The following is a 20,265-nucleotide window of genomic DNA, read 5'->3' as shown; positions in this document are numbered from 1 at the left end:
GGACTTTTGAATCCAGGATTTTGGACGGAATGGTGTCGGACCTCGAACAGCTCACCCAGGCGCTCGCCCGCAACCTCAGGCACTGGCGCGGTGAGCGCGGCTTCACCCTGGACGCGCTGGCCGCCCGGGCGGGGGTCAGCCGCGGGATGATCATCCAGATCGAGCAGGCCCGTACGAACCCCAGCGTCGGCACGACGGTCAAGCTCGCCGACGCGCTCGGTGTGAGCATCACCACGCTCCTGGACCACGAGCGCGCCCCGCGCGTGCACGTGGTGCTGCCGGGGCAGGGCGTGCGGATGTGGTCCACCGGCGGGGGCAGCGCCGCCAGCATGCTCCTCGGCGACGACCGGCGCGGGCCGGTGGAGATGTGGAGCTACCGCCTGGAGCCGGGCGAGGGCACCGAATCCGACCCCCACCCGACCGGCACCTTCGAGATGCTGCACGTCACCGCCGGGGAGCTGACCCTGCACATCGCCGAGGAGCAGTACGCAGTGCCGGCGGGCGGGGCCGTCTCCTTCGAGGCGGACGTGCCGCACGCCTACCGCAACGAGGGCGGGGAGCCGATGGAGATGACCCTGGCGGTCTCGATCCCACCGGTGGCCCGCGCCTGACGGGCCGGGGGAGCCGTGGGGGCAGGGGCTACAGGGCGGGAATCTCGATGGCCGGGCACCGGTCCATGACCATCTCGAGCCCGGCCCCCCGGGTCCGGGCGAACGCGGCCTCGTCGACCACGCCCAACTGGAACCACACGGCCTCCGCGCCCGCGGCCACCGCTTCGTCGGCGACCTGCCCCGCGAGCGCACTGTTGACGAACACGTCGACCACGTCGACCTTGAACGGGATCTCCCCGAGCGAGGCGTACCCCTTCTCCCCGTGCACCGTCTCGGCCCTGGGATGCACCGGGACGATCCGCTTCCCGAACCGCTGCAGCACGCGCGCCACCCCGTAGGCCGCCCGGTCCTGGTTGCCGGACAGGCCGACCACGGCCCAGGTGTCGCCGAGCTCGGTGAGAATCCTGCGAATGGCTGCCGGGTCCCCGTACACGGGCGCCACCTCCTGATGCGTACCGAATGCGCCCGGTACTCCGGGCCGCCCCCGGATCAACAGAAGGGACGCATGCCCGATTCCCCTTCCCCCGTGGACACCTCAGGCGGTTGGCTCTTCAATCCGGCTGCGTTGCGCATGTGCGAGTCGAACATGGCCGGTTTTGCGGTCCTGGCTTGCGCACGGGTTCTCTGTCGCACGAGAGTGCGCCTGACGGGAGCAGGACGCTTGTGGCGCAAGGACGGGGCAGTCAGATGTGCAAGGTGGATTTGGCCGCCAAGGAGGCGGCGATCGCAAGGGTCCTCGAGCAGCACCCGCGGGCGGCTGATGCCGGTCGTGAGCATCCCGCGCTCCAGGGGTGCGAGGATGTCCGCTGGTCCGACTTCCCGGCGTGTCCCGCCGGGATCCCCGTACTGTTGCACGCTCTTCTCGACAAGGGAGCGGCATCCGAAGCCGCCCGGGTGCTCCATCACTCCCTCTTCAACGACATCGCGTCGATGAACGCGGCCATGCCGACCGCCCTGCCGTTCTTGTTGCGTCTGGCTCGTGACCCCCAGGTTTCCGTGCGGTCCGACCTGCTGGCTTTGCTGGTCGGAGTCGCTGGATACTCCGAGCCGGTCGATGCGGGGCACGAGGCCATGGTGCTCTGGTTCGGCAGTGACAGCGAGCACCCTGAGCGTGAACAGTGCCGGGCGGTGTTCGCGGAGCACGCGCGCGTGGTGCTGGCGCTGGCGGAGGAATTGGCCAACTCTGACGAGCGGGCCATACTCCGGCAGGCTGCGGGCCTCCCATGAGGCTTCCTGTTCAGGCCCCGCCTGTGGGAGACCCAAGCCCGGATGGAGCCAGATGTCGCGGCCCTGGAGTTCTCGAACGGCCCGCCCCCTCACGTTCGGCGAATCCGTCCATACGTACGGATTAGGGTGGAGCGGTGAAGTCAGACCAGTACGCGACGGTGGCCCGCGAGGGCGTGCACGAGTCGGAGATCAACCGCTCGCGCTTCCTGTGCTCGCTCGCGCCGGCCGCGACCGAGCAGGAGGCGCAGGCTTTCATCGCGCGGATCCGGCGCGAGCACCCCACCGCCACGCACAACTGCTTCGCCTACGTCATCGGTGCCGACGCGGCCGTGCAGAAAGCCAGCGACGACGGGGAGCCGGGGGGCACCGCCGGGGTGCCCATGCTGCAGATGCTGATGCGCCGCGACATCCGGTACGCCGTCGCCGTCGTCACCCGGTACTACGGTGGCGTGAAGCTCGGCGCCGGCGGGCTGATCCGGGCCTACGGAGGGGTCGTCGGCGAGGCCCTCGACGCGCTCGGCACGGTCACCCGCCACCGCTACCGGCTGGCCACCGTCACCGTCGACCACCAGCGCGCCGGCAAGACCCAGAACGACCTGCGCTCCACCGGCCGGACGGTGGTCGACCTGCGCTACGGGGCCGCCGTCGAGATCGAGGTCGCCGTCCCCGAGGCCGACCTGCCCGCCTTCGAGGCCTGGCTCGCCGACAGCACCGCCGGCACCGCCACCCTCACGCTCGGCGGGGAGACGTACGCGTCCTGAGGGTGCCGGCCGAGGCGTTAGCGTAGAGGGACTCCTCCACACCGGTGACTCCGAGGCACCGGGAAGAAGAGAAGAAGAACGAGAAGACGGCGACCAGGGGGCGGACGGGGATGTGCGGCGACACGGCCTGCGCGGCGGCCGGCGGGGCGGGCGGCGGGGCGGGCGAGTGAGGCTCCTGCACACCTCGGACTGGCACCTCGGCCGGTCCTTCCACCGCGTCAACCTGCTCGATGCCCAGGCCGTCTTCATCGACCACCTCGTCGAGACCGTCCGCACGCACGAGGTCGACGCCGTCCTCGTCGCCGGCGACGTCTACGACCGCGCCGTCCCCCCGCTGCCCGCCGTCGAGCTGTACGACCGGGCCCTGCACCGGCTCGCCGAGCTCGGCGTGCCCACCGTGATGATCTCCGGCAACCACGACTCCGCCCGCCGGCTCGGCGTCGGGGCCGGGCTCATCGGCCGGGCCGGGATCCACCTGCGCACCGATCCGGCCGGCTGCGCCGAGCCGGTCGTGCTGGCCGACGCACACGGGGACGTGGCCCTGTACGGGCTGCCGTACCTGGAGCCGGCCCTGGTCAAGGACACCCTCGGTGCGGCGAAGGTCAGCCACGAGGCCGTCCTCGGCGCGGCCATGGACCGCGTCCGCGCCGACCTCGCCGCCCGCCCGGCCGGCACCCGCTCCGTCGTCCTCGCCCACGCCTTCGTCACCGGCGGGCAGGCCAGCGACAGCGAGCGCGACATCGCCGTCGGCGGTGTCGAGGCCGTCCCCGCCGAGGTCTTCGACGGGGTCGACTACGCCGCGCTCGGCCACCTCCACGGCTGCCAGACGATCAACGAGCGGGTCCGCTACTCCGGTTCCCCGCTCGCCTACTCCTTCTCCGAGGCCGCTCACCGCAAGAGCATGTGGCTGGTCGAACTGGGCGCAGCCGGCGAGATCACCGCCGAGCGCATCGACACCCCCGTGCCGCGGCCCCTCGCCCGCCTGCGCGGACGGCTCGACGCCCTGCTCGCGGACGCCGCCCACGCCGCGCACGAGGACTCCTGGATCGAGGCCACCCTCACCGACCCGGTACGCCCCGACGACCCCATGGCCCGCCTCGCCGCCCGCTTCCCGCACGTCCTGAGCCTCGCCTTCGACCCCGAGGGCCGCGAGGAGGACGGCGCGGCCACGTACGCCCAGCGCCTCAAGGGCCGCACCGACCAGGAGATCGCCGAGGACTTCGTCGCGCACGTACGCGGCGGCGGCAGGGCCGACGAGGCCGAGCGGGCCGTGCTCCGGGCCGCCTTCGAGGACGTCCGCACGGCCGCGGCCGCCGCCGACAGCGGGCAGGAGGCCCGCCGATGAGGCTGCACCGGCTGCGGATCACCGCCTTCGGCCCCTTCGCCGAACCCCAGGAAATCGACTTCGACGCCCTCTCCGGCGCCGGGATCTTCCTCCTCCACGGACCCACCGGCGCCGGCAAGACCTCCGTCCTCGACGCCGTCTGCTACGCCCTGTACGGATCGGTGCCCGGCGCCCGCCAGGCCCCCGGCACCAGCCTGCGCAGCGACCACGCCGACCCCGGCACCCCGACCGAGGTGACCCTCGAACTCACCGCCGGCGGCCGCCGCCTGGAGCTCACCCGCCGCCCCGAACAGGACCGGCCCAAGAAGCGCGGCACCGGCACCACCAAGGACAAGGCCCAGAGCCTGCTGCGCGAGTACGACGGCGGGCAGTGGGCGGCGCTCAGCCGCTCCCACCAGGAGATCGGCGAGGAGATCGAGCAGCTCCTCGGCATGAGCCGCGAGCAGTTCTGCCAGGTCGTGCTGCTGCCGCAGGGCGAGTTCGCCCGCTTCCTGCGCGCCGACGAGACCGCCCGCGGCCGCCTCCTGGGCCGACTCTTCGACACCCGCCGCTTCGCCGCCGTCGAGACCCTCCTCGCCGAGCGCCGCCGGGCCGCCGAGGCCAAGGTCCGCGCCGGCGACGAGAAGGTCCTCGCCGTCGCCCACCGCCTGGCCCAGGCCGCCGGGGACAGCGCCGACCTGCGGGCCTGGCCGCTGCCCGGGCACCAGCCGGGCGACCCGGGCCTGGCCGAGGCCGTCCGCGCCTGGGCGGCCGTCGCCCGGTGCGCGGCCCGGGAGCGGCTGACCGTCGCCGAGTACGCCCTGGCCGCCGCCGAGGGCCGGGCGGCCGCCGCCCGCCGGGCCGCCGAGGAGGCCCGCGAGCTCGACCGGCTCCAGCGGCGGCACGCCGAGACCGTCCGCCGCGCCGCGCTCCTCGCCGAGGCCGAGCCCGAGCGGCGGCGCGTCCGCGAGCTGCTCGACCGGGCCGGCCGCGCCGCCCTCGTGGCCCCCGCCCTGGAACTGCGCGGAGCCGCCCACTCCGCCCACCTGTCCGCCGCCCGCGCCGAGGCCGTCGCCCGCGCCGAACTCCCGCCCCCGCTCGCCGACGCGGGCACCGAACAGCTCGCCGCCGTCGAGCAGCGGCTGCGCGAGGACCTCGGCGCCCTCGGCGCGGCCCGGCGAGCCGAGCAGCGCAGCGCCGAGATCGGCCGCGAGCGCGCCGGCCTGGAACGGGAGGCCCGCGACGCGGAGGAGCAGCTGCGGGAGTCCGCCGAGTGGCTGGCCCGCTGGGAGGAGACCCGCACCGCACTGGCCGAGCGGGTCGACGCCGCCCAGCAGGCCGCGACCCTGGCCGAGCAGCTCGCCGGGAAGCTGGAGCCCGCCCGCCTGCACCTCAACGCCGCCCGGCGCCGCGACGCGCTGGACGCCGACGCGCAGCGCGCCGAGGGCGAACTGCTCCGCGTACGCGAGGAGTCGGCCGCGGCCCGGGAACGCTGGCTGGAGCTGAAGGAGGCCCGGCTGCGCGGGATCGCCGCCGAGCTCGCCGCAGCCCTGGCGCCCGGGGAGCCGTGCACGGTGTGCGGCTCGGCAGAGCACCCGGACCCGGCACGCCCCGCCGCCGGGCACGTGGACCGCGCCGGCGAGGACGCCGCCCGCGCCCGGTACGAGCAGGCCGAGGACCGCCGCGCCGCCGTCGAGCGCAGGCTCGCCGCCGTCCGGGAGGCCCGCGCCGAGGCCGCGGCGGCCGCCGGCGACGCCACCACCGCCGAACTCCTCGCCCTCACCTCGGACCTGAGTTCCCGGCACGCCGCCGCCCACGCCGCGGCCGCCGGACTGCACACCGCCCGCGAGCAGCTGGCCCGCGCCGAGCGGGAGCACGCCGTCCGCGGCTCCGACCGGCTCGACGCCGAGCGCCGGGCCGCGGCCCGCGTCTCCCGGCGCGAGGCCCTGGACCGGGAGCAGGCCTCGTTGGAGGCCGAGCTCGCGCTCGTACGGGGGGACGCGCCGACCGTCGCGGCCCGCGCCCGGACCCTGGAGGACCGGGTCCGCGTGGTCACCGAGGCCTCCGCCGCACTGCGCCGGGCCGAGTCCGCCGCCGCCCGGCTCAAGGAGGCCGACGGCCAGCTCGCCGACGCCGCCTTCAAGGCCGGCTTCGACACCGTCGGCGCCGCGGCCGCCGCCGTGCTCCCGGACTACGAGCGCACCGCCCTGCAGCACCGGCTCGACGCCTGGCAGGCCGAGGAGGCGATGCTGGCCGACCGGCGCCGCGAGGAGGACACCGCCGCGGCCGCCGCCCTGCCCCCGGCCGACCCGGAAGCCGCCGAGGCCGCCGCGGCGCGCGCCGCGTCCCGGCTGCGCGAGGCGGGCTCCGCCTGCGACGCGGCCGCGGTGCGCTGCACCGAACTCGACCGGCTGTCCCGCCAGGCCGACCAGGAGCTGCGCGCCCTCGGCCCGCTGCGCGAGGCGTACGAACGGGTGGCCCGGCTCGCCGCGCTGACCGCCGGCACCTCCGCCGACAACGAGCGCAAGATGCGCCTGGAGGCGTACGTCCTGGCCGCCCGGCTGGAACAGGTGGCGGCCGCGGCGACGGTGCGCCTGCTGAAGATGTCCGGCGGCCGCTACACGCTGGTCCACTCCGATGCGAAGGCGACCGGACGCGGCCGCTCCGGTCTCGGCCTGCACGTGGTCGACGCCTGGACCGGCAACGAGCGCGACACCGCCACCCTCTCGGGCGGCGAGACCTTCTTCGCCTCCCTCGCCCTCGCCCTCGGACTGGCCGACGTGGTGACGGACGAGGCGGGCGGCGTCCGCCTGGACACCCTCTTCATCGACGAGGGCTTCGGCAGCCTCGACGAGCAGGCGCTCGACGAGGTCCTCGACGTGCTGGACTCGCTGCGGGAACGCGACCGCAGCGTGGGCATCGTGAGCCACGTCGCGGATCTGCGCTCCCGGGTGCAGGCACAGCTGGAGATCGTCAAACAGCGCGGCGGCTCGGTGGTCCGCCACCGCACCGCGGGCCTCACGGACTGAGCGGGCGGCGGGGCAGCGGCGAGGAGTAGACGATGCTCGTCGTGACCGCGCCGAGCCCGGCGATCCGGCCCGCGACCTCTTCCAGGTGCCGCATCGACCGGGCGGCGACCTTCAGCACGAAGCAGTCGTCCCCGGTGACGTGGTGGGCCTCCAGGATCTCGGGGGTGGCCTCCAACAGGTCGTGGAACGGCTTGTAGTTGCCGTGCGGATAGCGCAGCCGGACCAGCGCCAGGATCGACTTGCCCAGTTTCTCGGGATCGACCACGGCGGTGTAGCCGGTGATCACGCCGGCCTCCTCCAGCCGGCGCACCCGCTCGGTGACGGCGCTCGCGGACATGGAGACGGCGCGGGCGAGCTCGGCGAAGCTGGCCCGCCCGTCCGCCTGGAGCGCCGCCAGGATGCGCCAGTCGGTTGCGTCAGGGGAATACTCGGTCATGGGGCAGGAGTAGCAGGGGAATCCCCGGTGCATCAAGGGCAAGGCCGGGGAAAGTCCCTTCCGAAGATGATCAGCAGAACCGTAGATTCGGAGCCATGACGACCAACCGGAACCCCAGCGCCGCGACCCCCGCCCCGAAGAGCCCCGCCACCGACAACCCCGTCCTGCGGGTGCCCCCGGCCGCCCCGGCCGCGGCCGCCGCCTACTTCGCCGCGAGCCTCGCCTTCCACGCGGACGTGTCCGACGTCGCCGCCGCCTTCAAGGCCCACCGGGAGCAGGGCACCCCGCTCGGCTTCCAGCTGATCGACTCCCGCTCCACCCCCGCCTGGGACCAGGCCCACGTCCCCGGCGCGATCCACCTGCCGACGGCCCTGATCCCCGAGCAGGCCGAGCAGCTCCTCGACACGTCGCTGCCCGTGGTGACGTACTGCTGGGGCCCCGGCTGCAACGGCGGCGCCCGGTCCGCGCTGGCCCTGGCCCGGCTCGGCTTCCAGGTCAAGGAGATGCTCGGGGGCATCGAGTACTGGATCCGCGAGGGCTTCGAGGTCGAGACCTGGCAGGGCCGCGTCCAGCGCACCGAGGCCGACCCGCTGACCGCGCCGACCGACTCCGACGACTGCGGCTGCTGAGGCGGCCGACGAGCCGCGCCGCCGGGCCGCCGCTCCCCTCCAAGCCGTACGGGCCGCCCCCTCCCCGGGAGGGGGCGGCCCGCGGGCTGCGCCTGCGGCCGGGTCAGAGCGCCGACAGCTCGTCCACCAGGTCGTCCAGGCCCAGCGAGCCCTGCGACAGCGCCGCCATGTGCCACGCCTTCAGATCGAAGGAATCGCCGTGGGCGGCACGGGCGTTGTCACGGCCCAGCAGCCAGGCCCGCTCGCCCAGCTTGTAGCCGATCGCCTGGCCCGGCATCGACAGGTAGCGGGTCACCTCGCTCTCGATGAAGTCCGCCGGCCGGCTGTTGTGCAGGGAGAAGAACTCCTGCGCCAGGTCCACCGTCCAGCGCTCGCCCGGATGGAACGGCGAGTCCGCCGGGATCTCCAGGCCCAGGTGCATGCCGATGTCCACGATGACCCGCGCGGCGCGCATCATCTGGCAGTCCAGGTAGCCCAGGCGCTGCTCGGCGTCCTTGAGGTAGCCCAGTTCGTCCATCAGGCGCTCGGCGTACAGCGCCCAGCCCTCGACGTTGGCGCTGACGACGCCGACGCTCGCCTGGTAGCGCGAGAGCCGGTCGGCGACGTGCGCCCACTGCGCCAGCTGCAGGTGGTGGCCGGGGACGCCCTCGTGGTACCAGGTGGAGACCAGGTCGTAGACCGGGAAGCGGGTCTGGCCCATCGTCGGCAGCCAGGTGCGGCCCGGACGGGAGAAGTCCTCCGAGGGGTTGGTGTAGTACGGGGCGGCCGCGCCGCCCTCGGGGGCGATCATCGACTCCACCCGCTTGACGCGTTCGGCGAGTTCGAAGTGGGTGCCGTCCAGGTTCTCGATCGCTTCGTCCATCAGGCCCTGGAGCCAGGCGCGGACCTCGTCGACGCCCTCGATGTGGGTGCCGTGCGCGTCCAGGTGCCTCAGCGCCTCCCAGGGGCCCGCGCCCGGGAGGATCCTGGCGGCCTCCGTCTTCATCTCGGCGAGCAGCCGGTGGTATTCCGACCAGCCGTAGGCGTACGCCTCGTCCAGGTCCAGGTCCGTGCCGTTGTAGTAGCGCGACCAGCGGGCGTAGCGCTCGCGGCCCACCGCGTCCGGGGCCCCGGCGACGGCCGGGGCGTACACCGCGCGCATCCAGTCGCGCAGTTCGGCGACGGCCGCGGTCGCGAGGGCGGCCGCCTCGTGGAGCTCGGAGTGCAGGGACTGCGGGCCGCGGGCCGCGAAGCCTCCGAAGAAGCCGCGGGGGCTGCTGCCGTCGCCGTCGTCGCCGCCGTCCTCGCCCGCCCAGGTGGTGAGCTGGTCGATGAAGGTGGCGGTGGCGCGGGGGCCGCCGTACAGGCCGCGGTCCAGGCCGAGCCGGAGGCTTTCGCGGTAGCCGGCGAGGGCGGCGGGCACCGCCCGCATGCGGGCGGCGATCGCCGCCCAGTCCTCGTCGGTGTCGGCCGGGGTCAGCGGGAAGACCTCGCGGATGCTGTGCGCGGGGGAGTGGATGTTGCTGACCGCCCGCAGGTCCTCGTCCGCCTCGTACACGGCGAGTTCCGCGGTCAGGCGCTCGCGCAGCAGGCGGGCGCACCGGCGCTCCGCGTCGGTGTCCGCACCGGGCAGCCGCTCCGCCGCGTCGAGGCGGGCGAGGGTGGTGCGGGCCAGGTCGGCCACGGCGGCCCGGCCGGCCGGGGAGAAGTCCGGGAGCCGGCCGGAGCTCGCGGCGACACCGAGGTAGGTGCCCGTGATCGGGTCGAGGGCGATGAGGTCGTCGACGTACGCGTCGGCGACCTGGCGGGGCAGCCGGGCGGCGCTGTCGCTGCGAAGGGTGTCTGACATGCGGACATCTTCGTACGCGGAACGGCTTCGCGTCATCACCGTTCGCTGTCGGCCTGCTGACGTGCGCCGGGGCGGCCGGGGCGGCCGGGCGCCGGCGGCCGCGCGCCGGCCCCGGTGCCGGGCGGCCGCGCTACCCCTGCGGGCGGGGGGCGCGGGGGAGCTCGTACGGGAGCCGCTTCGAGACCGCAGGGGCGGCCTCCAGCCGGGCCGTGATCACCAAGGTGCCCTCCTCGATCTGGTAGTCGAGGGGCAGGCCGAGGCCGCGCATGGCCGCGACCATGCCGGTGTTGGCGGCCTGGGTGACGGCGTAGACGCTGTCGCAGCCGGCCTCGCCGGCCATCGCGACCAGGCGGCGCAGCAGCTCCGAGCCGATCCCGCGGCGCTGCCAGTCGTCCTCGATGAGCAGCGCGACCTCGGTCTCGTCCCCGTCCCACAGCAGGTGACCGAGGGCGACCAGCCTGCCGGACGCGGTGGTCGCGGCCAGCGTGCGGCCGAAGCGCGGGCTCAGCAGGTGGCCCAGGTAGCGGTCGGCGTCGGCGACGGGCCCGTGGTAGCGCAGGCCGAGGGTGCGCTCGGAGCAGCGGTCGTGCATCGCGCGGGCGGCAGCCAGGTCGGAGACGTCGGCGCGGCGCACCGTGATCTCGTTGCCCTCGGGCAGGGTGAGCACGTCCTGGCTGCGCGGGATCCGCGGGCCGAGGCGGGCGTCGAGCTCGACGAGGGCGCGGGCCCGGGCGAACTCCGTCGGGGTGAAGGGCAGATAGGGGCGCTCCACGGTGATGGCGCCGCCGGACGGGTCGCGCAGCCGCATCACGGTGGCCTCCAGGACCCCTTCGACGGGGGCGTCGGCGGCGGCGTTGGGGCGGCCGGAGAGGGTGGTGGCCGGGATGGAGTGGATGGTGCAGCGGCCCAGCAGCTGGCGCAGGGCGAGCGGCAGTTCGGCGGCGTCCAGGGCGGTGCGGGTGGCCAGGCCCAGGACGCGGGTCGGCGTGTCCACCAGGTCGTGGGCGTCGGCGCGCTCGATCCAGGTGCTGCGGCCGCCGGCCCGCGCGACGGCCCGGGTGAGCTCGGCCAGGGGCAGCCGCTGAGGGGCCCGCAGCAGGAACTCGTCCACGGTGCCCCCCTCGGGCAGCGGGTGCGTCTGGAGGGTCAGGATGTCCACGTCGGCCCGGGCGAGGGCCGTGCACAGCGCGGCCAGGCTGCCGGGCTCGTCCCGCACGGTCGTCCGCATCCGCCACAGGGCGGTCGACGCGGGGGCAGGTGCCGCAGCGGGCGCGGGCTCGGCTGCCGGCGCCTGCGGATCGGAGGGCGCCGTACTCCCGGGCGGCGGAGCATGGCTGTGGCGGCGTGCCCACCAGGTGTGGAACGCCGCCGTCACCAGGAGTGCCACGGCCGAGGCGACGAGCAGGACGGGGCCGTCCGGACCGTGCGCGACGAGGTTGGCGAGGCCGTCGGCGACCGCGACGGCGCAGAAGAGCGCGGCCAGTTCGACCAGGTCGCGGCGCCAGTGGTGGCGGTGGGGACGGTGGGAGGCGACGGCAATGCGTTCAGTCATGCATGCCACTGTGGCGCAGAGGTGTTGCGTGATCACGAACGATCTGTGACCGATGGGTTAAGTGTCCATCTGGCCGATTTCGCCCGCTTTTCCGATGGGTTTCCGCCGCCCCCGCCGCCCGCCCGGTGGGCCGGCGCCAGGTCCGGGACCGGCTACTGGCCCACCCGCCCGGGCTGGAGCGTCGTGGAGAACAGTACGCCTCCGCCCTGGCGGCGCAAGCGGACGGTGAGCTCCCCGCTCCCGCCGTCGATCTCCACCTCGCCGTAGTACGGAGGGTTCTCGGACGGGGCCATGTTGGGCAGCGGGGCCGACTGCACGAACGCCGTCCGGGGGCCGAAGGTGGCGTCGAGCTTCCCGGCCGGGAACCCTCCGGCCCCCACGGGACCGGAGACGAACTCCCAGAACGGTGCGAAGTCGCCGAACGCGGCGCGCTCGGGGGCGTAGTGGTTCGCCGCCGTGTAGTGCACGTCGGCGGTGAGCCAGAGGGTGCCCGTGATGCGCTGGTGCTTGATGTGGCGCAGCAGTTCGGCGATCTGCAGCTCGCGGCCGAGCGGCACTCCCGGATCGCCCTGCGCGACGGCCTCGAAGTTGGCGGCGCCGTCGGGGACGACGATGCCGAGCGGCATGTCGGAGGCGATGACCTTCCACGTGGCGCGCGAACGCAGCAGCTCGCGCTTGAGCCATGCCAGTTGCTCGGCGCCGAGGATGCCGACGGGGTCGTCGCTCTGGCGGCCGGGCGAGTTGGCGTTGCGGTGTGTGCGCATGTCGAGCACGAACACGTCCAGCAGCGGCCCGTACCGCATCACCCGGTACATGCGGCCTTCGGTGCGGCCGCCCCGCAGGTCGGTGACGGGGAAGTACTCGCCGAACGCCCGGCGGGCGCGCCCCGCCAGGGTGTCGACGTCCTTGACCGTGTAGCGGGGGTCTTCGAGCAGCTGGCCGGGGTACCAGTTGTTGCGCACCTCGTGGTCGTCCCACTGCGCGAGCACCGGCACCTGGGCGTTGAACGCGCGCAGGTTGTGGTCGAGCAGGTTGTAGCGGAAGTTCCCGCGGAACTCGTCGAGGGTCTCGGCGACCTTCGCCTTCTCCTCGGTGGTGACGTTGTGCCAGAGGGTGCCGTCGCGCAGCGGCACCGAGGCCTGGATCGGCCCGTCCGCGTAGACCGTGTCCCCGCTGAAGAGGAAGAAGTCGGGGTCGTGCAGCCGCATCTCCTCGAAGACGCGGTAGCCGCCCAGGCGGGGGTTGATCCCCCAGCCCTGGCCCGCCAGGTCCCCCGACCACAGGAAGCGGACGTCGCGGCGGCGCGAGACGGGCGTGGTGCGGAAGGTGCCGGCGACGGGCCGGCCTGCACGGCGCGGGTCGTCGGGGTCGGCCAGGACGACGCGGTAGTGGACCTGTCGGCCGGGCGGCAGGTCCCGCAGGGTGACGGTGCCGGTGTAGTCGGTCCCGGGGCCGAGGTACGGGCCGCCGTGGCGGCGCACGCCGTAGCGGAAGGACTCGCTTGGGGAGGTCTCCACGTACATCCGGGCCGGCCGGTCGGAGCGGGTCCAGACGGTGGCCGAGTGGGCGGTGATCTCACCGGACTGGACGCCCCACGGTGCCCCGGGGCGGCCGGAGCGCGCGAACGCCGGGGCGGCGGGTGCGGCGAGGGCCGGTGCGGCGAACGCGGGGGCGGCGATGGTGCTGGACAGCGCGAGGCCCACCGGAACGGCGATCGAGCCGCCGAGCAGGGACCGCCGGGTGTGCGGCAGGGATGCCATCGGTGTGTCTCCAGGGCAGGGCGGGAAGGGGTCGGACCAGTGTGCCGAGGCGCACCGGCCCGCCCGCGTCGCCCACGCGAACCGCGGATGAACAGCCGTCGGCAGCTCATCCCACCTGGCTGTTCGTCGCCCTCGCCGTGTCCAGAACCACCCGGGCGACCAGGGCCGGGTCGTCGTTCATGGGCACGTGGCCGCATCCGCGCAGCCGCACCAGCCGGGCCCCGGGGACGACGTGCTTGGCCCGCACGCCCTGACGGGGCAGCAGCAGCCGGTCCCGGGAGCCCCAGGCGATGGTGACCGGCAGGCCGGGGACGTCCTCGGTGAACCGTACGGAGCGGCCGGCGCTCAGGGTCTCCTCGAAGCCGGTGGCCTGGCGCAGGGCCATGGTCTCGGCGACGACGGCCTCGGGGGAGCGGCGAGCGGGGCGGGCGTAGATGGTGCCGGTCAGGGCGGTGCGCCCCGCGGCGCTGTGCGAGAGCCGCTCCAGGGTGGACAGGGGCAGGGCCAGGGCGCCGACGCGCATCGCGCGCAGGGTGGCGAAGGCGTACCGGCGCTCGGCCTCGGTCCAGAAGCCGGCCGGCGACAGCGCGGTGACGGAGCGGACCAGGCTGCTGCGGCCCATTTCGAGGGCGAGCAGGCCGCCGAGCGAGTTGCCGACCACGTGCGGGCGCTCGGCGCCGAGGGCGGAGCAGAGCCCGGCGAGGGCGGCGGCGACGGTGTGCAGGTCGTACGGGATCCCGTCGGGGAGTGGCTCCGAAAGCCCGAAGCCGGGGAGGTCCACGGCGATCACGTCGTGCTCGGCGGCCAGGATGTCGGTCACCGGGTGCCAGGCCTGGAGGTGGTGGCCGATGCCGTGGAGCAGGAGGAGCGGTGCGCCGGTGCCCTTGCGCTCGTAGGCGACGGTGGCGGTGCGGGGGCCCAGCGGCGATGCGATCGGGAAGGACACCGTGGCGGTCATGCTGCTCCTCGTCGGCCGGACGCGACCGGCCCGCCGTGGGCCGACCCGCGTGAGACAGGCTGTCAGTAATGACTATGGCCATCACTACCGCCCGGTAGTCCGCTCCACAAGTCGGCGGGGCGTGTCGCCGGACGGTCCGCCGCAGGCGCGAACATCCTGTGAACGGCTCGATACGTATGCCCGATCTGCCCGGTAAAGGGGTGAGGATTGGTCTTGACCAAGGTGGTGCGCCGCCCTATGGTCGCAGGGATAGTGCAAGAACCTTTAATAAACAAGGGCGCGGAACTGCCGCTGGAACACGGCGATTGCAGCGATGGCAGGAGGATTCAGGGTGGGGACCACGCAGCTGGAAACGGTGCCGGAGCCGAAGTACTGGCACCTCAAGACCGTCCTCAGCGAAGCGCTCGACTCGGACTTCGCCGTCGGCGAGGTCCTGCCGAACGAGCGTGAGCTCGCCGCCCGTTTCGGGGTCGCCCGCGCGACCCTGCGCCAGGCCCTGGAGCAGCTGGAGCTCGAAGGCCGCCTCCAGCGCCGCCGCGGCGTCGGCACCACCGTCGCCCCGCCGCGGGTCGGCGTCGCCGTCGGCAGTACGCGGCACAGCTGGCCCGGCGAGAGCGCCGACGGCTGGGAGGCCGTGGACGCCGCCGAGACCGTGCCGCCCGCTGCCGTACTGAAGCTCCTCGGCACCCCCGCCGGCCGGCCCGTGCACACCGTGCGCCGGACCAGGAGCACACAGGGCCAGGCGGTCGCCGCCGAGCTGCTGTACGTGCCGGCCGCCTCGGTGCCGGGCCTTGCCCTGCCGGCCCTTTCCGCCATCGACGCCCCGGCCGGCCCCGGGCGCGCCCGGGCCGTGCTGCGCGAGCTCCAGCGCCTCGACCTGGACGGCCAGGACCGCTCCGTCGAGCTGGGCTCGGCCCGCGCCGACGACGCCAAGGAGCTGGACCGCCTGCCCGGCGCCCCGGTCCTGGTGGTCACCACCCGGTACTTCACCGCGGCCGGCACGGCCGCCGTCTCGGTCGCGACGTACCGCGCCGACACCTGCCGCCTCACCTTCGGCGACTCCGGCGACGTCGCGATCGCCCACGACGCCCGCGTCGCCTCCTGACGCCGGCGCGCACCGCGCCCCCGGCCCCCGCGACGGCCCGGGCCGGGCTGCCACGGCCCTCGGGCCGGCTGGTGGCCGGGGCGGGGGCCGTATGGCTTGCGGGACCGGGGCGCAGGTCAGCGGCGCCGGGAGGTGACCGTGCGCTCCACGGCGAACAGCTCCTCCTCGACCTGGTCGAGGGCCAGCCGGAGCGCCCCGGTGGCCACCGCGGCCTCCCCCAGGAGGGACTGCGCCACCCGGGGCGGCCGCAGGCAGTAGCGCTCGAGCTCCCGGCGCAGCGGGTCCAGGACGCCGTCCAGGCCGGCCGCCCAGCCGCCGACCACGACCAGCTCCGGATCCATCGCCAGCACCAGGGCCGCCACGTCGTGCACGAGCCGCTGGATGAAGCGGTCCACCGCCGCCACGGCCCGCTCGTCGCCCCGTGAGGCCTTGGCGAAGACCTCGGCGACGGCCTGCTCGTCCAACGGGTGCAGCGGCTCGCCGGTCGTCGACAGCAGCTTCTCCGGCGTGACCTCGCGCCCCAGCAGGTGCAGCGCGCCGATCTCGCCCGCCGCCCCGCCGAACCCGCGGTGCAGCCGGCCCCCGATCAGCGAACCGGCGCCCGGGCTCAGGCCCGCCATCACGAACACCATGTCGTCGGTGTCCTGCGCGGCCCCCTTCCAGTGCTCGGCGAGCGCCGCCGCGTTGGCGTCGTTCTCCACCTGGACCGGGCAGCGGAAGGACCGGCGCAGCCGGTCGCCGAGCGGCAGGCCGGTCCAGCCGGGCAGGGCCGTGCCCAGGCGGACGGTGCCGTCCGCCTCCACGATGCCGGGGCTGCCGACGCCGACGGCCCTCAGCGAGTCCCGCGGGATCCCGGCGCGGCGCAGCAGATCGGCCACGGCCGCCCGGACCCGCTCCAGCCGCTCGTCGGCGGAGGCGGTCTCGGCCACGTCCTTGGTCCCGGCGCCGATCACCCGGCCGTCCAGCCCGGAGAGCAGCACCGCGATCCGGTGCGAGCCGATCTCGATCCCGAGCAGGTGCCCCGCCTCCGCCCGGAAGCGGTAGCGCCGGGCCGGCCGCCCCTGGCGGCGGGCACCTTCCTCGGCATCGGCCTCGACGACGAGCCCCGTGCCGATGAGTCCCTCGACGACGCCCTCGACGGTCGGACGGGACAGCCCGGTCACCCGGGTCAGGTCGGTGAGGGTCGGCGACCGGGAGGCGCGCAGTGCCCGGAGCACCACGGCCGAATTGATCCGCCGGAGCAGAGAGGGATCTCCGCCGGTCAGCTGCCCCAACGTCTGTCCTCCCAGCTGGCGAGCCTTTCTGCCGGATCGTACTGCGCTCCCGCGGCGGCGGCGAGAAGCGGCCCCCGCCCCACCGGGCCGGAGCGCTCGGACCGGACCGAGGCGCCGGGCGGGGGCGATCAGGTCGGGACGACGAAGCCCGACTCGTACGCCGCGATCACGGCCTGGGTCCGGTCCCGCGCGCCCAGCTTCGACAGCACCGCACTCACATGGGACTTCACGGTCTCCGTCCCCACGAACATCTCCGCCGCGATCTCCGCGTTGGTCAGCCCCCGCGCCATCAGCCGCAACACCGCCTCCTCCCGCTCGGTCAGCGCGGCCCGCTCCAACCGCGCCCGCGCCCCACTGCTGCCGTACTCCGCGGCCAGCGACCGCACCGCCGTCGGGAAGAGCAGCGTCTCGCCCTCCGCGACCAGCCGCACCGCGTGCACGATCTCCGACGGCCGGGCCCGCTTCAGCAGGAACCCGTCCGCCCCCGCCCGCAGCGCCCGGTACACGTACTCGTCGTTCTCGAAGGTCGTGACCACGAGGATCTTCGGCGGTTCGTCGATGCTCTTCAGCACCGCCTTGGTCGCCTCGATCCCGTCCAGCAGCGGCATCCGCACGTCCATGGCCACCACGTCCGGCCGCAGTCGGCGGACCAGCGGGATCACGGCCGCACCGTCGGCGGCCTCGCCGACCACCTCGATGTCGGGCTGGGCATCGAGCACGGCGCGCAGACCCGCGCGCACCAGGGGCTCGTCGTCGACGAGCAGTACGGTCACCGGCATCCGTTCAGCTTATGTGCTGAGCGGAAGCCGGGCGCGCACCCTCCATCTCCCCCGGTGCGGACCTGAGTCGGCCGACCCGCCGAGCAGCGCGGCCCTCTCCTGTATCCCGCGCAGCCCGCTGCCGCTTCCGCCGCCGGGGGACCCCTGGCCTTCGGGCAGCGGGTTCGACACCTCCAATGCCAGCTGCCTGTCGGTCATCGCCACGCTCACGTCGACCGGGACCGGCCCGCAGTGCCGCAACACGTTCGTGAGCGCCTCCTGCAGGATCCTGTACGCCTCCCGGGTGACGGGCCCCGGCAAGGTGTCCAGCGGGCCGCTCAGCCGGGCGTGCACCTGCGCCCCCGAGGCCCGTGTGGAGTCCAGCAGCCGGTCCGCGTCCGCGAGCGTCGGCCGCTGGGAGGGACGCGGACCCGAATCCCGCAGGACCGACAGGACCCGGTCCAGGTCCTCCAGAGCCGTCCGGCCGGTCTCCTCGATCGCGCTCAACGCCCGTTCGGTGAAGGCAGGATCCCCGGCCGCCCGCGCCGCCCCCGCCTGCACCACGGCCACCGTCAGGGCGTGCCCGATCGTGTCGTGCAGCTCGCGCGCGATGCGGGTGCGCTCCAGCAGCCGCTCCGTCCGCTCCTCCAGTACGGACAGCCGCTCGACGGAAGAAGGCCCCAACAGCCGGATGGCTATGGCCGTTATCAGCTCGCCCATCAGGAACACGGTCACGAGCAGCGGCAGCGGAGTGAGCACGGCGGCCAGCCACGGCGGCGGCACGACCGGCAGCATCACGTCCCCGTGTATCGGATAGCCCAACGCGGTGGTGAGCAGCTCGACGCTGAACGCCGGCAGCCAGACCGTGGCGAACATGGCCGCGAAGGCCACCCCCAGCCGTATCTCCAGCCACAGCACGGTCCGCCAGCGATCCGACCAGCGCTTGGAGGCCCTCGCGGATATGGCGCTCTCCTCGGCCCCGCGGTCGTACGGAGTGAGCAGGAACTGCGCCTGGAGCCCTTCCGCCGTCCGCATCCAGGGGACGAGGCCGAACGGAGCGATGATCAGGGCAGGGGCCCACGGCACCTCGTCCTCTATGAACATCCACACCGCGACAAGCAGCATGGGCACGCACAGGTGCAGCCAACGCGTGTACGTCAGCGGCCGGAACGGCGCAGTGATCAATCGGTGCATGCCCTCATCGTGACAGCGGCACGCCCCCGGCCGTCTCCCCCGTGCGGGGGAGACGATCCCCCCGCACGGGGGAGGAGGAGAGCGGAGCCGGGGGCGAATCTTGAGCCATGAACCGCATCGAGATCCGCCAACTCGTCAAGGTGTACGGCAGGACCAAGGCCGTTGACCACCTCAGCTTCGACGTCCTGCCCGGACGGGTCACCGGCTTCCTGGGCCCCAACGGCGCCGGCAAGTCGACCACTTTGCGGGTGCTGCTCGGGCTGGACCGGGCCACCTCCGGGACCGCCACCATCGGCGGCCGCAGCTTCACCGACCTCCAGCAGCCGCTGCTCCACGTCGGCGCCCTGCTGGACGCCCAGGCCGCACACGGCGGCCGCACCGGCCGGGACCACCTGCTCGCCCTGGCCGTGGGCAACAGCATTCCCGCGCGCCGGGTGGACGAGGTCCTGGAGCAGGCGGGCATCGCGGCCGCCGCGAAGCGGCGGATCAAGACCTACTCCCTCGGGATGCGGCAGCGCCTGGGGATAGCCGCCGCACTGCTCGGCGACCCCGGGGTACTGCTGCTGGACGAGCCCACCAACGGCCTGGACGCGGAGGGGATCATCTGGATCCGCGAGCTGATGCGCCGCCTCGCCCGCGAAGGGCGGACGGTCCTCGTGTCCAGCCACCTGATGTCCGAGACCGCCTCCTTCGTCGACCACCTGGTCGTCCTGGGGCGGGGCAAGCTCCTCGCCGACACCTCGATGGAGGACTTCATCGCCGCGCGGAGCACCCCCCGGGTGCGGCTGCGCACCTCCGACCCGATACGCCTGCGCGCCGCCCTCGCCCGGGACGGCCTCCAGTTGGCCGAGGCCGCCGGCGGTCGCTGGACCGTCGAGGGGATCCGGGCCGAACGGCTCGGCACCCTCGCCGCCCGCGAAGGCATCCCGATGCTCGAACTCTCCGACGAGAAGGCCTCCCTGGAGCAGGCCTACCTCGACCTCACCGCCGAACACGGCGAGTTCGTCGCCACCCGCTGACCACGACCGGAGGAATGCGCGCCATGTCCGCCACCGCCCTGCCCACCCGAGCCGCCCTGCACGCGGAATGGATCAAGATACGTTCGCTGCGCGGCACCCTCGGTTCGCTCGTGGCGACCTTCGCGGCCGTCACCGGCATCCAGATGCTCACCGCCGCCGCCATCGGGACCGCCGAGGAAGGCAGCATGGGTTCCGATCCGGTGTTCGCCGCCTTCTACGGCCTCATGTTCGGACAGACGGCGGCCATCGCCTTCGGCGCAAACGCCTTCTCGAGCGAGTTCCACGACAACGCCCTGCGGATCACGCTGACGTCGGTGCCCCACCGCACCCGCTTCTACCTCACGAAGCTGCTCGCGGTGGGCGGGCTCGCCCTCCTCGTCGGCGAGGCGACGGCCTTCGCGACCTTCTTCGGCGGCCAGGCCTTCATGGGGCCGTACGCCATCGGCCTGGGAGACGAGGGCGCACTCCGTGCCGTCGTCGGCTGCGGGCTCTACCTGTGCCTGATGTCCCTCTTCGCCGCCGGCCTCACGGCCGTGTTCCGCAGCGGGACCGCGACGCTCAGCCTGCTCATACCGTTCATCCTGGTCGTCTCCTTCGTCGTCGGCGACGTCGCGGGCGGGGCCGCGCAGTACCTGCCGGACCGTGCGGGTCAGATGGTGATGCGCGTCGAGCCCCGGGGCGAGCTGGGTCCGTGGACCGGGCTGGGAGTGACGGCCCTGTGGACGCTGGCCGCACTGATCGGCGGCTGGGTGGCGGTGCGTCGGCGCGACGCCTGACACGCATGACGGAGGGCCAGTTGT

18 protein-coding genes are annotated in these 20,265 nt (G+C 74.2%); 9 read left to right on the top strand and 9 right to left on the bottom strand.

Annotated features, from left to right (window positions below; genetic code table 11):
- The first annotated feature begins 32 nt into the window (after positions 1-32).
- Positions 33-611: an XRE family transcriptional regulator gene (locus AB0953_RS12750; RefSeq protein WP_366859504.1), complete on the top strand. Its 579-nt coding sequence runs from the start codon at positions 33-35 to the stop codon at positions 609-611.
- Between the two features lie 28 nt (positions 612-639).
- Here AB0953_RS12750 and AB0953_RS12745 read toward each other — a convergent pair whose 3' ends face one another.
- Positions 640-1,044 carry a CoA-binding protein gene (locus AB0953_RS12745; RefSeq protein ID WP_366859440.1) on the bottom strand — a complete coding sequence of 135 codons (405 nt, stop codon included), beginning with the start codon at positions 1,042-1,044 and terminating at the stop codon, positions 640-642.
- A gap of 254 nt (positions 1,045-1,298) precedes the next feature.
- Here AB0953_RS12745 and AB0953_RS12740 point away from each other — a divergent pair, with 254 nt between their 5' ends.
- The 4 genes from AB0953_RS12740 to AB0953_RS12725 all read left to right on the top strand — a co-directional run bounded on the left by AB0953_RS12740 (position 1,299) and on the right by AB0953_RS12725 (position 6,952).
- Positions 1,299-1,838: a hypothetical protein gene (locus AB0953_RS12740; protein ID WP_366859439.1), complete on the top strand. Its 540-nt coding sequence runs from the start codon at positions 1,299-1,301 to the stop codon at positions 1,836-1,838.
- Between the two features lie 134 nt (positions 1,839-1,972).
- Positions 1,973-2,599: a YigZ family protein gene (locus tag AB0953_RS12735; protein ID WP_366859438.1), complete on the top strand. Its 627-nt coding sequence runs from the start codon at positions 1,973-1,975 to the stop codon at positions 2,597-2,599.
- A gap of 166 nt (positions 2,600-2,765) precedes the next feature.
- On the top strand, positions 2,766-3,944 hold the full coding sequence (locus AB0953_RS12730; protein ID WP_366859437.1) for an exonuclease SbcCD subunit D: 1,179 nt from the start codon (positions 2,766-2,768) through the stop codon (positions 3,942-3,944).
- Entirely contained in the window at positions 3,941-6,952 is a 3,012-nt protein-coding gene (locus AB0953_RS12725) for an SMC family ATPase (protein WP_366859436.1), read from the top strand. The genes AB0953_RS12730 and AB0953_RS12725 overlap by 4 nt, the downstream gene beginning before the upstream one ends.
- On the opposite strand, the gene AB0953_RS12720 is transcribed toward AB0953_RS12725, so the two are convergent.
- Positions 6,942-7,388, bottom strand: a complete 447-nt coding sequence (locus AB0953_RS12720; RefSeq protein WP_361907246.1) for an Lrp/AsnC family transcriptional regulator — start codon at positions 7,386-7,388, stop codon at positions 6,942-6,944. The two genes, AB0953_RS12725 and AB0953_RS12720, sit on opposite strands and share 11 nt — an antisense overlap.
- Positions 7,389-7,483: 95 nt before the next feature.
- On the opposite strand from AB0953_RS12720, the gene AB0953_RS12715 reads away from it, so the two are divergent.
- Positions 7,484-8,017, top strand: a complete 534-nt coding sequence (locus AB0953_RS12715; protein WP_366859435.1) for a rhodanese-like domain-containing protein — start codon at positions 7,484-7,486, stop codon at positions 8,015-8,017.
- A 103-nt stretch (positions 8,018-8,120) separates the two neighbouring features.
- On the opposite strand, the gene AB0953_RS12710 is transcribed toward AB0953_RS12715, so the two are convergent.
- From AB0953_RS12710 to AB0953_RS12695, 4 genes are all read right to left on the bottom strand, one after another.
- A complete protein-coding gene (locus AB0953_RS12710) occupies positions 8,121-9,845 on the bottom strand; it encodes a DUF885 domain-containing protein (RefSeq protein ID WP_366859434.1) in 1,725 nt (574 codons plus the stop codon).
- 130 nt (positions 9,846-9,975) lie between these two features.
- Positions 9,976-11,397, bottom strand: a complete 1,422-nt coding sequence (locus AB0953_RS12705; protein ID WP_366859433.1) for a GNAT family N-acetyltransferase — start codon at positions 11,395-11,397, stop codon at positions 9,976-9,978.
- Between the two features lie 152 nt (positions 11,398-11,549).
- Entirely contained in the window at positions 11,550-13,157 is a 1,608-nt protein-coding gene (locus AB0953_RS12700; protein WP_366859432.1) for an alkaline phosphatase D family protein, read from the bottom strand.
- Between the two features lie 106 nt (positions 13,158-13,263).
- The gene (locus AB0953_RS12695) at positions 13,264-14,115 is read right to left on the bottom strand and encodes an alpha/beta fold hydrolase (RefSeq protein ID WP_366859431.1); all 852 of its coding nucleotides are present in this window, start codon (positions 14,113-14,115) and stop codon (positions 13,264-13,266) included.
- Between the two features lie 331 nt (positions 14,116-14,446).
- On the opposite strand from AB0953_RS12695, the gene AB0953_RS12690 reads away from it, so the two are divergent.
- Positions 14,447-15,220, top strand: coding sequence for a GntR family transcriptional regulator (locus AB0953_RS12690; RefSeq protein WP_366859430.1), 774 nt, complete (start codon positions 14,447-14,449; stop codon positions 15,218-15,220).
- A 116-nt stretch (positions 15,221-15,336) separates the two neighbouring features.
- Here AB0953_RS12690 and AB0953_RS12685 read toward each other — a convergent pair whose 3' ends face one another.
- The 3 genes from AB0953_RS12685 to AB0953_RS12675 all read right to left on the bottom strand — a co-directional run bounded on the left by AB0953_RS12685 (position 15,337) and on the right by AB0953_RS12675 (position 18,446).
- A complete protein-coding gene (locus AB0953_RS12685) occupies positions 15,337-16,494 on the bottom strand; it encodes an ROK family transcriptional regulator (RefSeq protein WP_366859429.1) in 1,158 nt (385 codons plus the stop codon).
- Between the two features lie 128 nt (positions 16,495-16,622).
- Positions 16,623-17,273, bottom strand: coding sequence for a response regulator transcription factor (locus AB0953_RS12680; RefSeq protein WP_366859428.1), 651 nt, complete (start codon positions 17,271-17,273; stop codon positions 16,623-16,625).
- Positions 17,274-17,282: 9 nt separating this feature from the next.
- Positions 17,283-18,446: a histidine kinase gene (locus AB0953_RS12675; protein WP_366859427.1), complete on the bottom strand. Its 1,164-nt coding sequence runs from the start codon at positions 18,444-18,446 to the stop codon at positions 17,283-17,285.
- A 107-nt stretch (positions 18,447-18,553) separates the two neighbouring features.
- Between AB0953_RS12675 and AB0953_RS12670 the strand changes: the two genes are divergently transcribed.
- Positions 18,554-19,465 carry an ATP-binding cassette domain-containing protein gene (locus AB0953_RS12670; RefSeq protein ID WP_366859426.1) on the top strand — a complete coding sequence of 304 codons (912 nt, stop codon included), beginning with the start codon at positions 18,554-18,556 and terminating at the stop codon, positions 19,463-19,465.
- A gap of 23 nt (positions 19,466-19,488) precedes the next feature.
- Positions 19,489-20,241, top strand: a complete 753-nt coding sequence (locus tag AB0953_RS12665) for an ABC transporter permease (RefSeq protein WP_366859425.1) — start codon at positions 19,489-19,491, stop codon at positions 20,239-20,241.
- The last annotated feature ends 24 nt before the right edge of the window (positions 20,242-20,265 follow it).

This window comes from Streptomyces sp. NPDC046866, assembly GCF_040704625.1.
GTDB lineage: Bacteria > Actinomycetota > Actinomycetes > Streptomycetales > Streptomycetaceae > Streptomyces.
The sequence above is the reverse complement of the archived record's forward strand: the minus strand, read 5'-3'. Positions and strand labels throughout refer to the sequence as shown.

Bases quoted from the DNA above. Each gene is read 5' to 3' on its own strand.
- AB0953_RS12720 (WP_361907246.1), bottom strand. From the start codon at position 7,388: ATGACCGAGTATTCCCCTGACGCAACCGACTGGCGCATCCTGGCGGCG.
- AB0953_RS12665 (WP_366859425.1), top strand. From the start codon at position 19,489: ATGTCCGCCACCGCCCTGCCCACCCGAGCCGCCCTGCACGCGGAATGG.
- AB0953_RS12670 (WP_366859426.1), top strand. From the start codon at position 18,554: ATGAACCGCATCGAGATCCGCCAACTCGTCAAGGTGTACGGCAGGACC.
- AB0953_RS12680 (WP_366859428.1), bottom strand. From the start codon at position 17,273: ATGCCGGTGACCGTACTGCTCGTCGACGACGAGCCCCTGGTGCGCGCG.
- AB0953_RS12675 (WP_366859427.1), bottom strand. From the start codon at position 18,446: ATGCACCGATTGATCACTGCGCCGTTCCGGCCGCTGACGTACACGCGT.
- AB0953_RS12700 (WP_366859432.1), bottom strand. From the start codon at position 13,157: ATGGCATCCCTGCCGCACACCCGGCGGTCCCTGCTCGGCGGCTCGATC.
- AB0953_RS12740 (WP_366859439.1), top strand. From the start codon at position 1,299: ATGTGCAAGGTGGATTTGGCCGCCAAGGAGGCGGCGATCGCAAGGGTC.
- AB0953_RS12695 (WP_366859431.1), bottom strand. From the start codon at position 14,115: ATGACCGCCACGGTGTCCTTCCCGATCGCATCGCCGCTGGGCCCCCGC.
- AB0953_RS12705 (WP_366859433.1), bottom strand. From the start codon at position 11,397: ATGACTGAACGCATTGCCGTCGCCTCCCACCGTCCCCACCGCCACCAC.
- AB0953_RS12725 (WP_366859436.1), top strand. From the start codon at position 3,941: ATGAGGCTGCACCGGCTGCGGATCACCGCCTTCGGCCCCTTCGCCGAA.
- AB0953_RS12715 (WP_366859435.1), top strand. From the start codon at position 7,484: ATGACGACCAACCGGAACCCCAGCGCCGCGACCCCCGCCCCGAAGAGC.
- AB0953_RS12710 (WP_366859434.1), bottom strand. From the start codon at position 9,845: ATGTCAGACACCCTTCGCAGCGACAGCGCCGCCCGGCTGCCCCGCCAG.